General features: G+C 69.4%; 19 protein-coding genes. 12 read left to right on the forward strand and 7 right to left on the reverse strand.

All coding sequences use genetic code 11. From position 1 onward, the window contains the following. Window positions 1–26: 26 nt before the first annotated feature. The 6 genes from gspL (at window position 27) to gspF (ending at window position 7656) form a co-directional block, all read left to right on the forward strand. Complete coding sequence (gspL, locus tag MPE_RS15810) at window positions 27–1211, forward strand: type II secretion system protein GspL (protein ID WP_237706332.1); 1185 nt, start codon at window positions 27–29, stop codon at window positions 1209–1211. Beyond that, the gene (gene gspM, locus MPE_RS15815) at window positions 1208–1714 is read left to right on the forward strand and encodes a type II secretion system protein GspM (protein WP_011830710.1); all 507 of its coding nucleotides are present in this window, start codon (window positions 1208–1210) and stop codon (window positions 1712–1714) included. The genes gspL and gspM overlap by 4 nt, the downstream gene beginning before the upstream one ends. Window positions 1715–1828: 114 nt before the next feature. Further along, window positions 1829–2677 (forward strand): type II secretion system protein N, encoded by an 849-nt coding sequence (locus MPE_RS15820; RefSeq protein ID WP_231497486.1) that lies wholly within the window; start codon window positions 1829–1831, stop codon window positions 2675–2677. A gap of 2 nt (window positions 2678–2679) precedes the next feature. Further along, window positions 2680–4884, forward strand: a complete 2205-nt coding sequence (gene gspD / locus MPE_RS15825) for a type II secretion system secretin GspD (protein ID WP_148210972.1) — start codon at window positions 2680–2682, stop codon at window positions 4882–4884. Between the two features lie 10 nt (window positions 4885–4894). Beyond that, the gene (gene gspE / locus MPE_RS15830; RefSeq protein WP_011830713.1) at window positions 4895–6319 is read left to right on the forward strand and encodes a type II secretion system ATPase GspE; all 1425 of its coding nucleotides are present in this window, start codon (window positions 4895–4897) and stop codon (window positions 6317–6319) included. A 122-nt stretch (window positions 6320–6441) separates the two neighbouring features. Further along, window positions 6442–7656: a type II secretion system inner membrane protein GspF gene (gene gspF / locus MPE_RS15835; RefSeq protein ID WP_011830714.1), complete on the forward strand. Its 1215-nt coding sequence runs from the start codon at window positions 6442–6444 to the stop codon at window positions 7654–7656. Between the two features lie 56 nt (window positions 7657–7712). Here the strand turns inward: gspF and MPE_RS15840 are convergent, their stop codons facing one another. After that, a complete protein-coding gene (locus tag MPE_RS15840) occupies window positions 7713–8006 on the reverse strand; it encodes a hypothetical protein (protein ID WP_011830715.1) in 294 nt (97 codons plus the stop codon). 302 nt (window positions 8007–8308) lie between these two features. On the opposite strand from MPE_RS15840, the gene MPE_RS15845 reads away from it, so the two are divergent. From MPE_RS15845 to MPE_RS15860, 4 genes are all read left to right on the forward strand, one after another. Further along, the gene (locus MPE_RS15845) at window positions 8309–9319 is read left to right on the forward strand and encodes an AAA family ATPase (RefSeq protein WP_011830716.1); all 1011 of its coding nucleotides are present in this window, start codon (window positions 8309–8311) and stop codon (window positions 9317–9319) included. Between the two features lie 52 nt (window positions 9320–9371). Beyond that, complete coding sequence (locus MPE_RS15850) at window positions 9372–10268, forward strand: 5'-nucleotidase (RefSeq protein ID WP_011830717.1); 897 nt, start codon at window positions 9372–9374, stop codon at window positions 10266–10268. A 23-nt stretch (window positions 10269–10291) separates the two neighbouring features. Continuing rightward, a complete protein-coding gene (locus MPE_RS15855) occupies window positions 10292–10585 on the forward strand; it encodes a hypothetical protein (protein WP_011830718.1) in 294 nt (97 codons plus the stop codon). Between the two features lie 153 nt (window positions 10586–10738). Next, window positions 10739–11710 (forward strand): tripartite tricarboxylate transporter substrate-binding protein, encoded by a 972-nt coding sequence (locus tag MPE_RS15860; protein WP_011830719.1) that lies wholly within the window; start codon window positions 10739–10741, stop codon window positions 11708–11710. Between the two features lie 70 nt (window positions 11711–11780). On the opposite strand, the gene MPE_RS15865 is transcribed toward MPE_RS15860, so the two are convergent. The 5 genes from MPE_RS15865 to MPE_RS15885 all read right to left on the reverse strand — a co-directional run bounded on the left by MPE_RS15865 (window position 11781) and on the right by MPE_RS15885 (window position 14610). Then, the gene (locus MPE_RS15865) at window positions 11781–12401 is read right to left on the reverse strand and encodes a hypothetical protein (protein WP_011830720.1); all 621 of its coding nucleotides are present in this window, start codon (window positions 12399–12401) and stop codon (window positions 11781–11783) included. A gap of 79 nt (window positions 12402–12480) precedes the next feature. Then, window positions 12481–12939 carry a D-aminoacyl-tRNA deacylase gene (gene dtd / locus MPE_RS15870; RefSeq protein ID WP_011830721.1) on the reverse strand — a complete coding sequence of 153 codons (459 nt, stop codon included), beginning with the start codon at window positions 12937–12939 and terminating at the stop codon, window positions 12481–12483. Then, complete coding sequence (locus MPE_RS15875; protein WP_011830722.1) at window positions 12936–13826, reverse strand: cation diffusion facilitator family transporter; 891 nt, start codon at window positions 13824–13826, stop codon at window positions 12936–12938. The genes dtd and MPE_RS15875 overlap by 4 nt, the downstream gene beginning before the upstream one ends. 42 nt (window positions 13827–13868) lie before the next feature. After that, a complete protein-coding gene (locus tag MPE_RS15880; RefSeq protein WP_041929723.1) occupies window positions 13869–14330 on the reverse strand; it encodes a hypothetical protein in 462 nt (153 codons plus the stop codon). Next, window positions 14320–14610: a PepSY domain-containing protein gene (locus MPE_RS15885; protein ID WP_011830723.1), complete on the reverse strand. Its 291-nt coding sequence runs from the start codon at window positions 14608–14610 to the stop codon at window positions 14320–14322. Before MPE_RS15885 ends, MPE_RS15880 begins: the two co-directional genes overlap by 11 nt. A 160-nt stretch (window positions 14611–14770) precedes the next feature. Between MPE_RS15885 and MPE_RS15890 the strand changes: the two genes are divergently transcribed. Next, on the forward strand, window positions 14771–15436 hold the full coding sequence (locus MPE_RS15890) for a response regulator transcription factor (RefSeq protein WP_036229494.1): 666 nt from the start codon (window positions 14771–14773) through the stop codon (window positions 15434–15436). Next, the gene (locus MPE_RS15895; RefSeq protein ID WP_011830725.1) at window positions 15426–16748 is read left to right on the forward strand and encodes a sensor histidine kinase; all 1323 of its coding nucleotides are present in this window, start codon (window positions 15426–15428) and stop codon (window positions 16746–16748) included. The genes MPE_RS15890 and MPE_RS15895 overlap by 11 nt, the downstream gene beginning before the upstream one ends. A gap of 27 nt (window positions 16749–16775) precedes the next feature. On the opposite strand, the gene tyrS is transcribed toward MPE_RS15895, so the two are convergent. Further along, window positions 16776–17954 (reverse strand): tyrosine--tRNA ligase, encoded by a 1179-nt coding sequence (tyrS, locus tag MPE_RS15900; RefSeq protein ID WP_237706334.1) that lies wholly within the window; start codon window positions 17952–17954, stop codon window positions 16776–16778. Between the last annotated feature and the right edge of the window lie 59 nt (window positions 17955–18013).

Raw genomic sequence — 18013 nt, forward strand, 5'->3', positions numbered from 1 at the left:
GCGCCTCAGCGCCCGCTCCGCGGGCGATGGCGGAGTTCGCCTACGCGTTCAGCATCGACGGGTTGACGGTCGATCGCGAGGGCCAGGCGGCGCCCGCACTGTTGCCCAAGGCCGACCAGGTGGTGGCGATGCTCGCCGCCACCGATGTCAGCTGGCACCACATCGTGTGTCCCAAGGCCCCGGCGGCCCGCCTCGGTGCGGCGCTGGCCGGCGTGCTGGAAGAAGCCCTGCTCGAAGACGCTGGCCAGCTGCACCTGGCGCTCGCGCCCGGCGCCAAGGGCGGCGAGCGGGTCTGGGTGGCCGTGACCGACCGCGCCTGGCTGGCCGGCGAGATCGCCACGCTGGAAGCCGCCGGGCAGCGGGTCGATCGTGTCGTGCCGGCGGCATGGCCGGATACACCACCGAACGGGCACTTCACGGCCACCCACGAAAGCGGTGCCGACGGCATCGGGGGACTCTCGCTCGTGCTCACCTGGGCCCATGCCGACGGCGTGGCCAGCTGGCCGCTGCAAGGCGGGCTGGCGAGGGCCCTGCTGCCGCAGCCGCTGCCCTCCGATGTGCGTTTCACCGCCACCCCGGCGGTCGCCGCGCCAGCCGAGCGATGGCTTGGCAGCACGGTGCGGGTCCAGTCGGCTGCCGAACATGCCTTGCAGGCGGCTCGCTCGCTTTGGAACCTGCGGCAGTTCAGTCTGGCACCGCGCCACCGCGGCCTGAACGCCCTGCGGGAGGGCTTGCGACGCTTCCGCAGTTCGGCGTGGCAGCCGGTCCGCCTCGGACTGGCCGCGCTGGTCATCGTGCAGTTGATCGGCCTGAACGTCGCCGCGTGGCAGCAGCGCGGCACGCTCGAAGCCAGACGCCTGGCCATGACCTCGCTCCTGCGCGACACACATCCGCAGGTCCGCGCCGTGCTTGACGCACCGGTCCAGATGCAGAGAGAAACCGATGCCTTGCGAGTGGCCGCCGGCCGACCCGGCGAAGCGGACCTGGAGTCTGCGCTGCAGGCCGCGGCCAGCGCCTGGCCGGCCCAGCAACCGGTGCAGACACTCGGCTACGAGAACGGCCTGCTGACGCTGGCCACGCCCGGCTGGACCGAGCAGCAGGTCGGGGCCTTCCGCAACATCCTGGCGCCGAGCGGCTGGCAGGTCGAAGCTGTCGATGACCGTGTGACCCTGCGTCGCGTAACGGCCGTCGCTGCAGGCCCCCGTACATGAAGACGGCACTGCCGCCGGCCCTGGCCGCGATGAGCGAGCAATGGCGAGCGCGCTGGCGCCGCATGGCGCGGCGTGAACGCCGGCTCATCACTGCAGCCGCCATAGTGGTCGGCGTAGCGCTCGTCTGGATGCTGGGCGTGCAGCCAGCCTGGCGCAGCCTGCGCGACACGCCCGCGCAGATCGACGCGGTCGAGTTCCAGTTGCAGCAGATGCAGCGGCAGGCGGCCGAAGCCCGCGAACTACGCAAGCTGCCCACCGTCAAGCCGGCTCAGGCAGAAGCCGCGCTGCGTGGTGCCACTGAGCGACTGGGGACCAACGCACGACTCACGCTGCAGGGTGACCGCGCCACCCTCACCCTCAGCGGCGTCCCCGGCGAAGCGTTGGCCGCGTGGCTGGGTGAGGTGCGCAGCGCCGCCCGCGCGCGCCCCGACGAAGCCAAGCTCTCGCACGGCCCCAACGGTTACAGCGGCAGCGTGCTGCTTACGTTGCCGCGACCGGGCTGACCGACACGCACCTGCACGCGCACGCACCCCATGGCCCGCTCCTTCTCAGCTTCCCAGTGGCGTCCGTCGACCTGGCGCGTGTCCCTGCTGCGTCGGCCGCGGGATGCCGGGGCCGTGTCACGGACGAGTGAATGGGGCGAATCCACCTACGAGGGGCTGCGCTGGGAACGCGCTCGCCACGCCGGGCGGCGCTGGGCCCTTTGGGGAGCGGTGCTCGGGGGCCTGCTCGGCGTCATCGCCTTTGCGCCGGCCGCCTGGTTCGCCGCCTGGGTGGAGCGCGCCAGCGCCGGACACGTGCTGCTGGCCGACGCGCGCGGCAGCCTGTGGCAAGGCAGTGCCGTCGCAGTGTTGAGCGGTGGCGCGGACAGCCGGGGTGCCCGCTCGCTGCCGGGCCGGCTGCAGTGGACCCTCCGGCCGGCCGGTCTGGCGCTCTCTCTTCAACTGGAGCATGCCTGCTGCCTCAACGGCCGGCCGAGCGTGCGGCTTACACCCGGTTTCGGCACCGTCACCGCGACCCTGCAGGGCTCGCCCACCTGGATCGGCCAGTGGCCCGCCGAGTGGCTGGTCGGCCTGGGAACGCCCTGGAACACGCTGCAGCTCGGCGGCGTGCTGCGCCTGAGTTCACCGGGTATCAGCCTGCAGACGGTGCAGGGGCGCTGGCGCGTGACCGGCCAGGCCGCGCTCGACGTGGCAAATGCCGCATCCCGGGTGTCGACACTGGAACGGCTGGGCAGTTACCGTCTGGAGATCGGCAGCGACCCGGGCAACTCCGGGACCGCACAACTGACCCTGAGCACGACCGAGGGCGCGTTGCAGCTGTCGGGGCAAGGCACGCTGGGTGCCGGAGGCCTGCGTTTCCGTGGCGAAGCAAGCGCCGCGGAGGCCGACCAGCCGGCGCTGACGAACCTGCTGAACATCATCGGGCGGCGCGACGGCGCGCGGTCCGTCATTTCGATCGGATGATCATGAGCCTGACCACTTCACCGAAGCCCGCCCGCCGCGCCACGGCGCTGCGCGCGCTGGCTGCGGCCTGTGCGGTCAGCGTCGCGCTCGGCAGCCTCGCGCCGCCGGCCCTGGCGCAGAAGACCAAGACGCGCGAGCCGGTGACGCTGAACTTCGTCAACGCCGAGATCGAGGGCGTGGCGCGGGCCATCGGCGCCATCCTGGAGCGGCAGATCGTGATCGATCCGCGCGTGAAGGGCCAGATCACGCTGTACAGCGAGCAGCCCCTGTCGCCGCGCGAGGCCTACCTGAACTTCCTGGCTGCGCTGCGCGGCCTGGGCTTCACGGTGGTCGAGGTCGCCGGCCTGCTGAAGGTGGTGCCCGAGGCGGATGCCAAGCTGCAGACCGGCACCGTGTCGGTCGGCAACGTCACGCGCCAGGGCGATCAGATCATCACGCAGATCTTCCGGCTGAACCACGAGAACGCGAACAACCTGGTGGCCGTGCTGCGTCCGCTGATCAGCCCGAACAACACCATCAACGCCAATCCCGGCAACAACTCGCTGGTGATCACCGACTACGCCGACAACCTGCAGCGCATCGCCAAGGTGATCGCGACGGTGGACGTGCCGGCGGGGACCGATGTCGAGGTGATCCCGCTGCAGCATGCGGTCGCCTCCGACATCGCGGTGCTGGTGCAGCGCCTGTCGGACGCGTCAGCGGCAACGGCGGGCGCCCCGGCGACCGCGGCTAGCGGCGGCGCTCTGTCGGTGATCGCCGACGCCCGCACCAACTCGCTGCTGGTGCGCGCCGCCAACCCGGCCAAGCTGGCCCAGGTGCGCTCGCTGGTCGGCAAGCTCGACCAGCCCGGCGCCGCAGGCGCCGGCGGCAGCAACATCTACGTGGTCTACCTGAAGAACGCCGATGCGACGCGTCTGGCCCAAGTGCTGCGCGCGGCCTTCACCAGCAATACCAGCAGCAGCAGCAGCGGCTCGGTCGGCGGCGCGGCGAGTCCGGTCACGAACCTGTCCAACCAGGCGAATGCCCAGCTCGGCAACCAGACCTCGGGCACGGGTGCTGCACCGCAGACGACCAACCCCGTCAGCGGCGCTGCCCAACCGTCGACCGGCGGCTTCATCCAGGCCGATCCGGCCACCAATGCGCTGATCATCACCGCGGCCGAGCCGCTGTACCGCCAGCTGCGCTCGGTGATCGACCAGCTCGATGCGCGCCGCGCCCAGGTCTACGTCGAGACGATGCTGGTGGAGGTCAACGCCACCAAGGCGGCAGACGCCGGCATCCAGTGGCAAGGCCTGATCGGCAAGGACGGCGACAAGACCGGCCTGATCGGTGGCACCAATTTCGGGACCGGCGGGGACAACATCATCAACCTGTCGATCGCCGCGGCCCAGGGCGGCACCGCCGTCAGCGGCAACCTGCCCTCGGCGGGTCTGAATCTCGGCGTCATCCGCCGCTTCGCGGGTGTCTACACGCTGGGTGCGCTGGCGCGCTTCCTGGAGACCAACGCCGACGGCAACATCCTCTCGACGCCGAACCTCGTCACGCTGGACAACGAGGAAGCCAAGATCGTCGTCGGCCAGAACGTGCCTTTCGTCACCGGCTCGTTCACGAGCACGGGGACCGGCAGCGGTGCGACCAATCCGTTCCAGACCATCGAACGCAGGGATGTCGGCATCACGCTGCGCGTGAAGCCCCAGATCGGCGAGAACGGCACCGTGCGCATGACGATCTACCAGGAAGCGTCGAGCGTCGTGAATCAGAACGTCTCGCAAGGCGTGGCCGACGCCACCGCGGGGCTGGTGACCAACAAGCGCTCGATCGAGTCGACGGTGGTGGTGAACGACGGCGACATCCTGGTCATGGGCGGCCTGATGCAGGACCAGTTCCAGGACAACTCCAGCCGCGTGCCGGGCCTGGGCCGGCTGCCCGGCATCGGCGCGCTGTTTCGCAGCGACAACCGCACCCGCACGAAGAGCAACCTGATGGTCTTCCTTCGCCCGCAGGTGATGCGCAGCGCCGAGAGCAGCAATGCGCTGTCGCTCGACCGCTACGATCTGATCCGGGCCCAGCAGCAGAACAGCCAGCCCGAATCGCGCGTGCTGCTGCCGAACTTCGACACGCCGGTGCTGCCACCGCTGCGTCCGCCGCCGGGTGAGCCGATGCAACCCGCGCCCACGCCGCCGGCCTCGCCGCCGCTGCAGAACTGAGCGTTTCGGCATGGCCACCCGCCACCCGCTGCCCTACGCCTACGCGAAGGCCCACTCGCTGCTGCTCGAGGACAACGGCAGCCAGCTCGTGCTGTGGGCCGGCGACGCCGTCTCGCCGTCCGTGTTGAGCGAGGTGCTGCGCCTCTACGCCGTCGACGCCCTCGAGCGCGAAGCGCCGGCCGCACTGTCGCAACGCATCGCCAGCGTCTATGCCGGCGGCGAGTCGAGCGCCGCTGCGGTGATCGGCGAAGTCGAGAGTGGCGTCGACCTGTCGCGCCTGATGCAGGACCTGCCGGCGGTGGAAGACCTGCTCGAGGCCGCCAACGATGCACCCATCATCCGCATGCTCAACGCGCTGCTGACGCAGGCCGCGAAGGACGGCGCGAGCGACATCCACATCGAGCCCTACGAGCGCAGCTCGGCAGTGCGCTTCCGCGTCGACGGCACGCTGCGCGAGGTGGTGCAGCCGAACAAGGCGCTGCACGCCGCGCTGATCTCGCGCCTGAAGATCATGGCCGAGCTCGACATCTCCGAGAAGCGCCTGCCGCAGGACGGCCGCATCTCGCTGCGCATCGGGGGCCGGGCAATCGACGTGCGCGTGTCCACGCTGCCCAGCGCGCACGGCGAACGTGCGGTGCTGCGGCTGCTCGACAAGGGCGACAGCACGCGCTTCACGCTCGAATCGCTGGGCATGAGCGGCGAGACGCTCACCAAGTTCAAGCGCCTCACGGCACAGCCTCACGGCATCGTGCTCGTCACGGGACCGACCGGCTCGGGCAAGACCACCACGCTGTACGCCGGCCTCGGCCAGGTCGACACGCAGACGACCAACGTGCTGACGGTCGAGGACCCGATCGAGTACGAGCTGCCGGGGATCGGGCAGACGCAGGTCAATCCGAAGATCGACCTGACCTTCGCCAAATCGCTGCGCGCGATCCTGCGCCAGGACCCAGACGTCATCATGATCGGCGAGATCCGCGACTTCGAGACCGCGCAGATCGCGATCCAGGCCTCGCTGACCGGCCACCTGGTACTCGCCACGCTGCACACCAACGACGCGCCCAGCGCCGTCACGCGACTGACCGACATGGGCGTCGAGCCCTTCCTGCTCAGCAGCTCGCTGCTCGGTGTGCTGGCGCAGCGGCTGGTGCGCAAGCTCTGCCCGGACTGCAAGAAGCAGGACGACAAGGGGCGCTGGCACCCGGTCGGCTGTCCCACCTGCGGCAGCACCGGCTATAAGGGTCGCACCGGCGTCTACGAATTGATGGTCGCCGACAGCGCCCTGCAGAGCCTGATCCACAGCCGTGCCGCCGAGTCGCAATTGTTCGTCGCTGCGGAACGGGGCGGCATGAAGACGATGCGCGAAGACGGCGAGCGGTTGGTGGAGAGCGGGGTGACATCGCTGGAAGAGCTGTTGAGGGTGACGAGGGAATGATGGGCGGCCCGGGGTGGTTCGAGCGCTCTCGCGACGCGGGCATTGAGCCCGCGCCGCTTGCCGAGCGCTGCGCTGGCCGATCTCCGTAGACGGAGCCTCTCGGCCTTCGCTCCACGTTCTCTATGCCCGCTTACAAATTCGAAGCCCTCGACGCTGCCGGCAAGCCCAAGAGCGGCCTGCTGGAGGCCGACAACGCCCGCGCGGCGCGGGCCCAGCTGCGGCTGCAACAGCTGGTGCCGCTGGAAGTGAAGCCGGTTCTGGGACAGGCGGCGAACAGGGGCAGCTTCCAGCTCGGCCGGCGAGTCTTCAACAGCACCGGATTGGCGATCTGGACGCGCCAGCTGGCCGGCCTGGTGAGCGCCGGCCTGCCGCTCGAACGCGCGCTGACCGCACTGACCGACGAGGCCGAGGACCCACGCCAGCGCGAACTGCTGGCCCACCTGCGTGCCGAGGTCAACGCCGGCTCACCGTTCGCCCGTGCGCTCGGCAATGCGCCGCGCGAGTTCGACGACGTCTACCGGGCAGTCGTCGGCGCCGGCGAACAGACCGGCCAACTGGGCCTGGTGCTCGAGAAGCTCGCCGACGACCTGGAAGAGCGCCAGGAACTGCGCAGCAAGTTGATCGGCGCAGCGCTCTATCCCGCCATCGTGTCCCTGGTAGCGATCGTGATCGTGGTCTTCCTGGTCACCTACGTCGTGCCGCAGGTGGCCAGCGTGTTCGCGGGCGGCAAGCGCGCCCTGCCCTTCCTCACCAGCGCCATGCTGGCGATCAGCGCCTTCCTGCGCAGCTGGGGCTGGCTGCTCATGCTCGGCCTGGCCGGCGGCGTGGGCACGCTGCTGTTCATGCGTCGCAACGAGGTCTTCCGCGAGCGCTTCGACGCCTTCTGGCTCACGCTGCCGCTGATCGGGCGCCTGTCCCGCGGCTACAACGCCGCACGCTTCGCCGGCACGCTGGCGATGCTGGCCGGCGCCGGGGTACCGATCCTGAAGGCCCTGCAGGCGGCCGCCGAAACCCTGAGCAACCGCGCCATGCGGGCCGACGCGATGGCCGCGCTGATCCAGGTGCGCGAGGGTGCGCCGCTGGCCTCGGCCCTGGCCGGCAAGCGACGCTTTCCCGGCCTGCTGGCGATGTTTGCCCGCCTGGGCGAGCAGACCGGCCAGCTGCCCGTGATGCTGCAGCGGGCCGCTGCGCAGCTCGGCACCGAAGTGCAGCGCCGTGCGCTGGCGCTGGCCACCATCCTCGAACCCCTGCTGATCGTGGTGATGGGCGCCGTGGTGATGCTGATCGTGCTGGCCGTTCTGCTGCCGATCATCCAGCTCAACACCTGGGTCAAATGAAAAAGGCCGGCCCCACAGGGCCGGCCTCCATTGCCGAACGACGTCGCTGCGCCGAATCAGAGCACGGTCGCCTTCGACGATGCGCGCTGGTTCAGGGCGCTCGCGTCGCTGAGCGGCGTGCCGGCCTGCTTCAGCGACACGAAGGTCGACGGATGCAACTCGGACAGACGCGACGCTTCGATCTGGCGCACGAAGTGCCAGCCCGAAGGCGTCTTGACGTAGGCAAAACCCGTCGGCAGATCGACGAACACGCCGAAATCCTCGACCGGCAGGGTCGTTTCGGCCTGCGCGGGCAGCAAGGCCGCCGCAACCAGGGACAGGGTAATCAGGGGGCGGAACAGGGTCTTCATGACGAACCTCTAACCAAGCAGTCGATCGACGGCAGCCTCGTAGGTCACCGTCACCGTCGTTTCTGAAGCAGTCGATCGACGGGGTTTAGCCCGTCACCGTCACACTAGGGTAAACCATTATATCCGGATCTGTGTCTGCCTGCACAGAACCTGTTGCAGTGCGGCATCGGCTTGCTCTTCCCGATCCCCCCGGCACGTGGGTTGCATGCGATCTGCTCGGGGTTTGCCCCGTTGATCCGAGGCTGGCTTGCGGCAGGCTTTGCTGCAATGCATCTCAATGGGTTGTCGTCTGGAGGATCTGAATGCCATCCACCGCCACAGAACTCGTGACCGTGCCGACCGGGCTGCCGCGATCAGGCTTGCCCATCGCCCACATGCGCAGCGTCTACCGCCTCGGTGACGTTGAGCGCCGGCTCGAGAAGCTGCCACCCAAGGAACACGAGAGCCTGCGTGCCACCTACGAACGCATGCTCGAAAAGGGCGCGGAGCGCTTCCAGGTCAAGCCCTCGGGCGTGCCGGCGATGGATCATCTCTACGAGCAACTGCCCAATTTCCACGACGTGCTCGACGACGTGAAGCGCCAGCTGGCGCTGTGCCACGACAGCCGCGACGCGCTCGAGATCACGCCGATGCTGCTGTTGGGTCCCCCGGGTGTCGGCAAGACCCATTTCGCGCGCGAGATGGCGCAGTTGCTCGGCACCGGCCTGGGCTTCCTGTCGATGAGTTCCCTGACAGCCGGCTGGGTGCTCAGCGGCGCCTCCAGCCAGTGGAAGGGTGCGCGGCCCGGCAAGGTGTTCGAGACCCTGGTCGACGGTCAGTACGCCAACCCGGTGATGGTGGTGGACGAGATCGACAAGACCGGTGGCGAGCACGCTTACGACCCGCTGGGCGCGCTGTACGGCCTGCTGGAGCACGACACCGCCGGCAGCTTCACCGACGAGTTCGCGGAGGTCGCGATCGACGCCAGCCAGGTGATCTGGGTCGCCACCGCCAACGATGCACGGGCGATTCCCGAGCCCATCCTGAACCGCATGAACGTGTTCGAGGTGCAGATGCCCGATGCCGCCGCGGCGCGTGCGATCGCTGCGCGCCTGTACCGCGGCATCCGCGCCGACCATGACTGGGGCAGCCGCTTCGCGCCGGAGCCCGGCGACGACGTGCTCGATGCGATGGCCGAGCTGGCGCCGCGCGAGATGCGGCGCGCCTGGATGACGGCCTTCGGCAACGCCAAGCTCGCCGGCCGTGCGGCGGTCGAGCCGCGCGATCTGCCGGAAGCGCACGGCCGGAAGGCCGCCATCGGCTTCATGCAGTAGCGCTCTTCGCTGCGGGCCGGCGCAGCGCACGCCGCCCGGCTAGCATCGGTGCATGTCCGTTTCCCTTGCCGGCCAGCTGGTCGTGGCCATCTCCTCGCGCGCGCTGTTCGACTTCGAAGAAGAGAACACCATCTTCGAAGGCAACGACGACCGCGCCTACATGCAGCTGCAACTGCAGCGGCTCGATCGGCCCGCGCGTCCCGGCGTCGCGTTCTCGCTGGTGCACAAGCTGCTCGCCTTCACCACACCTGAAGCGCCGCGCGTCGAGGTGGTGATCCTGTCGCGCAACGACCCGGTCTCCGGCATGCGGGTGTTCCGCTCGGCCCAGCACTACGGCCTGCCGATCCAGCGCGGCGTGTTCACGCGCGGCAGTTCGCCGTGGCGCTACCTGAAGCCGCTGCACGCCAACCTGTTCCTGAGCGCGAACGACGCCGACGTGCGCTCGGCGCTCGAGGCCGGCGTGCCGGCGGCGCGCGTGCTGCCGCATGCGGCGCGCGCCTCGGAGGCGCACCCGAACGAGGTGCGCATCGCCTTCGACGGCGACGCCGTGCTGTTTTCCGACGAGGCCGAGCAGGTGTTCCAGAGCGGCGGCCTCGACGCCTTCCAGCGCCACGAGGCCGATCGCGCTGCCAGTCCGCTGGCCGCCGGGCCGTTCAAGCCCTTGCTGCATGCCCTGCAGCAACTGCAGCAGGCCAGTACCGAGCGCATGCGTCTGCGCACCGCGCTGGTCACCGCCCGCAGCGCGCCCGCCCACGAACGCGCGATCCGCACGCTGATGGACTGGCACATCGAGGTCGACGAGGCCATGTTCCTCGGCGGCCTGCCGAAGGGCGAGTTCCTGCGCGAGTTCGAGCCCGACTTCTTCTTCGACGACCAGACCCGCCATGTGGAGAACGCTGCGCACCACGTCCCTTCGGGACATGTGGCCTCGGGCGTCTCCAACCCCTGACACCACGATGGCCGGAGCCTGCCATGCCCGATGACTTCTTCGCGCCACCGGCGTTCAAGGCCGACGAGGCACTCGCCGCGCTCAAGCGCCGCCTGCGCGAATGGCGGCTCGTCGAGCGCGAGGGCCGTTTCGAACTGCAGGGTCGCGCGATCGCGGAGCTCCAGTTGGAGGGTGGCGCGATCCGCGCGCGCACCGTGCGCATGCCGGCCATGTCGCCCCAATGGGACGAGACACGGCTGCACAACAGTGCCGATGTCCGGCGCTTCAGCGAGGCGCTGCAGCAGCGCCTCACGCGCTGGGCCGACCGCGACGAGTGAGCAGCGACGGCTCGGGGTTTTCCCCCCTGCCACCACGTCATTCCGCAGGCGCGCACGAGCTCGCCGCTGCGCTTACGTAGTTTCCGGCATGGCTGCTGCCGCGGGAGCCTCTAGCATCGCTCACCGTTTGACGTTTCCCCCAAGGAGTTCTGCATGAAGCGCATCCTGCTCACTGCTGCCGCCGCCCTCGCCGTGACCGGCGCCCTGGCCGAGTACCCGGAGAAGCCGATCACCATCGTCGTGCCGTTCTCCGCCGGCGGCCCGACCGACAAGGTGGCACGCGACTTCGCCGAAGCCGTGCGCAAGCCGCTGGGCGGCGCGACGATCGTGATCGAGAACGTCGGCGGAGCGGGCGGAACGCTGGGTGCCGCCAAGGTTGCGAAGGCCTCACCCGACGGCTACACGCTGCTGCTGCACCACATCGGCATGGCCACCTCACCGGCGCTCTACCGCAACCTGCAGTACAAGACGCTCGACGACTTCGAGTACCTCGGCCTGATCAACGAAGTGCCGATGACCCTGATCGGCAAGCCGACGCTGCCGGCCTCGAACTACGCCGAACTGCTGAAGTGGCTGGACGCGAACAAGGGCAAGGTCAATCTCGCGAACGCCGGCCTGGGTGCGGCCTCGCACCTGTGCGGCCTGCTGTTCCAGTCCACGCTGAAGGCCGATATGACCACCGTGCCCTACAAGGGTACCGGCCCGGCGATGACCGACCTGATCGGCGGCCAGGTCGACATCATGTGCGACCAGACCACCAACACCACCGCCCAGATCGAGGGCGGCAAGGTGAAGGCCTATGCCGTCACCACGCCCAAGCGTCTGACGACGCCGGCGCTGGCCAAGCTGCCCACGCTCGACGAGTCGGGCATGAAGGGTTTCAACGTCAGCATCTGGCATGGTCTCTACGCGCCGAAGGGAACGCCGAAGGCGGTGCTCGACAAGGTCAACGCCGCACTGAAGACCGCACTGCATGACGCCGACTTCCTGAAGCGCGAGGAGGCTCTGGGCGCGGTGGTCGTGAACGACGCACGCACCAGCCCGGCCGAGCACAAGAAGTGGGTCTCGTCGGAGATCGACAAGTGGGGCCCCGTCATCAAGGCCGCCGGACAGTACGCCGACTGAGGCAAGACCCGCGGCCACGAAGGCCAAACTCAGCAAGCCACTCCTCGGAGTGGCTTTTTTGCGTCGGCGCTCAGCTGAATCGGCAATGCAGGCTCGTGTCGCCGACCTGCGCCAGCCACACATGCCCGCCCGGCTGCAGCAGCGCGTTGCGCAACACCCAGCCGCCCGCATCGGCCTGCAGGCCCAGGCGCAGCAGGTCGCCCATCACGGCATCGGAGTCGCGCAGCCCGAGCGGCAGGTCGGGCGTGCGCCGCCGTTCCTCGCGCCAGGCCGCGGCGCATTGCGAATACGGCAGCCGGCCCTGCGCCACCGCTTGCGCCAGCGGGCTCTCCGGTGGAGGGAAGGGCCGCAGCGACGCGTCGAAGCACTCGCGTCCGAAGCGGCCGAACTTCGGGTCGCCGTCGAGATACCACTGGCTCAGCAACTTGGCGCGCCGCTGCGGCAGATCGAACACGAACTCCCAGCGCCGGGCTGCGCCGTCCCGGGCCACGCCCTGGGGCGCCAGCACATGCTTCAGCCGCGCGTCGGAATCGAACTGGTGGGCCGTCTTCACGGCCTGCTCCAGCGCGTGCGAGACGAGGCAGGGCACGCCGCCGCCGGGCGGACGCTCGTTTCGGGTCAGTGGCTCGTGCAGGCTGTTGCGATCGAGCCGACGATCGATGCTGTTGAGTAGACGGCGCAGAGCGGTCACGCGGCCCTCCTCGAAAGGGCCCGCGTCGTCACCAGATCACAGCGCTCGCGGCGACGGCAAGGAGAGTACAGGCGGTGCGTCATGGTCTCAGTTTGTCATGTCCGACGACGAGCGGGATCGTCACCGGCCCGTCGTTGACCAGGAGCACTTGCATGTCGGCACCGAATTCTCCACATTCGACCGGGGTGTGCCGAGAACGCGCCGTGGCCAGCAACCTTTCATAGAGCACCCGGCCTTGCTCCGCAGGTGCAGCGCCGCTGAAGCTGGGGCGGTTGCCACCCGAGCAATCGGCCGCCAGCGTGAACTGGCTGACGATGAGCAGACCGCCGCCAGCCTCCACCACGCTGCGGTTCATCTTGCCGGCATCGTCGGAAAACACACGCAGCTTGAGCAGGCGCTCGACCAGCTTGTCGGCCACGGCTCCGGTATCCGAGGGCTCCGCGCACACCAGCACCAACAAGCCCGGGCCGATCTCGCCGACTCGGCGGCCACCGACCTCGACCCGCGCCTGGCTGACACGCTGCAGCAACGCGATCACAGCAAGTCCCGTTCGTCGTCGAAATGCGCCTCGACGTCGCTCGGCAGCAGCTGGATGGTGGCACGCAGGCCCGGCACTGCGCTCATCAGCGCCTGCTCGACCGAGGTGCGCAGCGCCGCAGCCCGGCCCAGCGTCCAGCTGGCCGGCATGTGCATGTGCAGATCGACGAAGCGCCGCTGACCGGCACGCCGGGTGGAGACGTGGTCGAACCGAATGGTGTGATGTCGGAAGCTTTCGAGCACGCCCTCGATGTCGTGCAGCACCTCCGGCTCGAGGGCCTGGTCCATCAGGCCGTCGGCCGAGCGGCGCACCAGCGACGTCCCTTCGCGCAGGATGTTGAGCGCCACCAGGATGGCCATCGCCGGGTCAAGCCACAGCCAGCCGGTCCACTGCACGGCCACCAGCGCGACCACCACACCGGCCGACGTCCAGACGTCCGTGATCAGATGGCGCGCATCGGCCTCCAGCGCCATCGAGCGGTGTTCGCGAGCCTTGCGGAACATGGCCCAGGCGAGCGCTCCATTCATCGCCGAACCCACCACCGACAGCGCGATGCCGAGGCCGATTGCATCGATCGGCTGAGGTTCCAGGAAGCGGTGCGCCGCGGCCCAGATGATGCCCAGCGCTGCCGCGAAGATCAGCACCCCCTCGAAACCGCTGGAGAAGTACTCCGCCTTGTGGTGACCATAGGGATGGTCGTCGTCGGCCGGTCGACGGGCCACCGTGACCATCAGCAGCGCGAACATCGCGCCAGCCAGGTTGACCAGCGACTCCAGCGCGTCCGACAGCAGGCTCACCGAATCGGTGAACCACCAGGCGCCGGCCTTCAGCGCGATGGTGGCCAGCGCAACGGCGATCGAAAGCTTGAGGTAGGTGCTGACCGACATGCGCCGATTGTCGTCGGCTGATCGGTCAGCGGTCGCCGCTCGCTACGGCTGCCGTCTGCGCCAGCGCAGCAACAGTTCGCTGACGGCGTGCAGCCCCAGCAGCCCGGGCAGCGCGCCGGCCATCGCCTCGTGCACGTCACCGACGATGCTGCGATCCCCCCAGGTCGCGTCGCCCAGCAGGACGCCACTGGCAGCGACCAGCGACACCGCCAGCACCAGCCCCCAGCGCAACGCAGTGCGCACCGGCTGCCAGGCCGGACGCGACGCCCGACGGGCGGCGCGCACCACACCCAGCGTGCCGGCGGTCACCAGCCACAACCCGAAGACGCCGGCTGCAGCCAGCCCCAGCCCGGCGTGCGAACCGGGGTGCGCTTCGGCACCCAGCCAGGCCACGGCCAGCACCGCAGCCAGTGCGCCGTGCAGCAGCACGGCGGCAAACACGTGAGCTCGCCGGAAGCCCGCGGGGTGGGTCGTGCCGATGTCCGCGGTCGCGTCAATGCCCATGGCGGCCGGGCTGCAGGCGCTGCAGCGTCTTCGGATGGAAATAGGCCTCGACCTTCCAGCCGTCCTTGTCGAGCGCTTCGACTTCATAGCAGCCGTCGTCGACCTCTATCTTCTCGATGCGCCAGCCCTGGCCGTTGAGCTGTTGCTCGAGCTCGGCCATCGGTCGCCATTGATCGCGCGGTCCGGCACCGCAAAGATCCTTGCTGCCGGCGTGCACCGGTGCGCTCACCAGAAGGGCGGCGGCCGCCACAGCGGCCAGCGACAGGGAGAGTCTGTTCATCGAAGCTCCTTTCGAGGGGTTGGAAATAGGCAGGCCGCCAGCGCGACCCCATGGCAGGCATGCTGCGCGCCACCCGTGAACCGAAGCTGAACGCGGTGCGATCCCCGTTCAGCCCCGGTTCAGGCAACGCCATCAGGCTGCAGAATCCATGTTCAACGCCATGCAACTGCTGCTCCTCGAAGACGACATCGATCTCGGCCAGGCGGTGGTCGACCACCTCGAAGCCCAGGGCCACACCGTCACGTGGATGAAGCTGTGCGCCCAGGCCGAGGCCGCGCTGCGCGGCGATCCCGCAATCGAACTGGTGCTGCTCGACCTGCAACTGCCCGACGGCGAGGCGCTCGACCTCTTGCGCCGCCTGCGCGCCGGCGGCGAGCGGCGCCCGGCGATCGTGCTGACGGCGCGCGACCAGGTCAGCGATCGCATCCGCGGCTTGCAGGCCGGCGCCGACGACTACCTGGTCAAGCCCTTCGACCTCGAGGAGATGCTGGCACGCATCGACGCCGTCGCCCGCCGCAGTGGTGTGACCGATCCGCAGGCCGTGCGCGCCCAGGCCACCTCGCTGGACTTCGAGGCCAAGCGCGCGCTGCGCGACGGCGATCCAGTCACGCTGACCGCGATGGAATGGGCGCTGCTGGGACGGCTGGCGAGCCGCCCGGGGCGCATCTGGAGCCGGGCCGAGCTGGAGCAGGCCTTGCACGCGCAGGCCGGCCGCGACGAGGTGGAGAGCAACTCGCTCGAGGTCATCGTGAGCCGGCTGCGCCGCAAGCTGGGCGCCACGTTGATCAGCACCCATCGCGGCCTGGGATACCGGCTTGAAGCCTGAACCGGGCGCCCCCCCGTCGCCGCCGTGGCGCCTGGAGCAGCGGCTGCGGCGTCAGCTGCTGCTGGCGCTCGCGGTGCTGTGGCTGGTCGGTGCGGTGACGGCGCTGGTCGGCCAGCAGCACGAGCTGCACGACGTGCTCGACGACGCCCTGGAAGACACCGCGGAGCGCGCGCTGAACCTGCCGCTGCGCAGCGACGCGGCCCCTGAAGCGCCACAGGGCGACGATGACGACGAGCACGCGCGCCTGCAGATCTTCGACCGCGATGGCCACCTGCTGTGGCGCTCGGCCGAAGCGCCGCTCACCCCGCTGGCTGACCTGCGCCGCAAGGGCACACGCAGCGAGGGCGGTTGGCGCGTGTCGGTGCAGCGCCGTGACGACGGCAGCCGGCAGGCGGTGGCTGCCGAGCCGCTGGAAGTCCGCCATGAGGCGCTAGGCCAGGCCGCACTGTGGCTGCTGACGCCCTTGCTCGCTCTGCTCCCTCTCGCTGCGCTGCTGGTTCACCTGGTGCTGCGGCGCGGCTTCCGACGACTGGAACCGCTGCGCGCTGGTCTGGCCCGGCGCGAAGGCGCCGACCTGTCGCCGCTGCCGCTCGATGGCCTGCCGGGTGAGCTGAGGCCGCTGGTCGAGACCTTGAACGCCTTGCTTGCCCGGGTGAGCGCGTTGCTGCAGGCGGAGCGGCAGTTCGCGGCCGCCGGAGCTCACGAGCTGCGCACCCCGCTCGCGGCCGCCCGCGCGCAGGCGCAACGCCTGGCCCAGGAGGCGCGTGACGTCGGCCTGACCGAGCGTGCCGATGCACTGGTGCGGCAGCTCGATCGACTCGCTGCGTTGGCCAGCCGCCTGCTGCAGATCGCACGCATCGAATCGGGCGTGGCGTTGAAACGCGAGCCGGTCGACCTGGCTCAGCTGGCCACGCTGGTGGCCGACGAGTTCCCCGAGGCACGGCCCGGCGGGCGCCTGCGAGTCGAGGCCGGGCCGGTGGTCATCGTCGCGGCCGATACCGACGCCCTGGGCATCGCGCTGCGCAACCTGATCGACAACGCACTCAAGCACGGTGGCCCAGCCGCCCAGGTCACGGTGCAGGCCGGACCGGGCTCGATCAGCGTGCGCGACGACGGTCCCGGCGTGCCGCCCGACAGCCTGACGCGCCTGGTGCGCCCCTTCGAGCGCGGCGCATCGGCGGCCGAGGGCAGCGGCCTGGGGCTCGCGATGGTCGAGACGATCGCCCGGCAGTCGGGAGCGCAACTGGAGCTGAGGTCGCCGGTCGCCGGCGGACACGGCTTCGAAGCCACGCTGCGTTTCGCAGACCCCTGAGGCGGGCCTCACCCGCGCGTCGGGCGCTCAGCGGAGCGTCACGCGGGCGAACTTGCGCTTGCCGACCTGGACGACGTAGGTCCCGGCCTCGAGCTTCAAGCCCTTGTCGCTGATGGCGACGCCATCGATGCGCACGCCCCCCTGCTCGACCATCCGCAGCCCTTCGCTGCCCGAGGTCACCAGGTTGGCCTGCTTCAGCAAGGTGCCGATCCCGAGCGGTGCGCCGGCCAGCGCCACGTCGGGCAGTTCGTCGGGCACACCGCCCTTGGCACGGTTCTGGAAGTCCGCCTCGGCGGCTTCGGCAGCCGCCGCATCGTGGAAGCGCGTGGTGACCTCCTTGGCCAGCAGCACCTTGGCATCTTTCGGGTTGCGGCCCGCATCGACCTCGGCCTTCAGCGCGGCGATCTCGGCCTCGGAGCGGAAGCTGAGCAGGGTGAAGTACTTCCACATCAGCGCGTCACTGATGGACAGCATCTTGGCGAACATGCTGTTGGCCGGCTCGGTGATGCCGATGTAGTTGTTCTTGCTCTTCGACATCTTCTCGACGCCATCCAGGCCTTCGAGCAGGGGCATGGTCAGGATGCACTGCGGCTCCTGACCGTACTCGGCCTGCAGTTGCCTGCCAACCAGCAGATTGAACTTCTGGTCGGTGCCCCCGAGCTCGAGGTCCGACTTCAGCGCCACCGAGTCGTAGCCCTGCATCAGCGGGTAGAGAAACTCGTGCACCGAGATCGGCACGCCGGCCTTGAAGCGCTTGGTGAAATCGTCGCGCTCCATCATCCGAGCGATCGTGTAGCGCGACGCCAGCTGGATCATGCCGCGCGCGCCGAGCGGGTCACTCCATTCGGAGTTGTAGCGGATCTCGGTCTTCGACGGATCCAGTACGAGGCTGGCCTGCCGATAGTAGGTCTGGGCGTTCGACTCGATCTGCTCGCGCGTCAACGGCGGCCGCGTGGCATTTCGGCCGGACGGGTCGCCGATCATCGAAGTGAAATCCCCGATCAGGAAGATCACCTGGTGCCCCAGATCCTGGAGCTGGCGCATCTTGTTCAGGACGACGGTGTGGCCGAGGTGGATGTCGGGAGCCGTCGGGTCGAGCCCCAGCTTGATCCGCAGTGGCACGCCGGTTGCATTCGACCGTGCCAGCTTCTGCAGCCAGTCGTCCTGGGGCAACAGTTCGTCGCAGCCCCGCAGGCTGACGGCCATGGCGGCCCGAACTGCATCGTTCACAGGGTACTTGGCGACAGAAGCCGGCCGTTCGGGGA

Origin of the sequence: Methylibium petroleiphilum PM1 (genome assembly GCF_000015725.1) — a bacterium.
In the GTDB taxonomy this organism is placed as follows: Bacteria; Pseudomonadota; Gammaproteobacteria; order Burkholderiales; family Burkholderiaceae_C; genus Methylibium; species Methylibium petroleiphilum.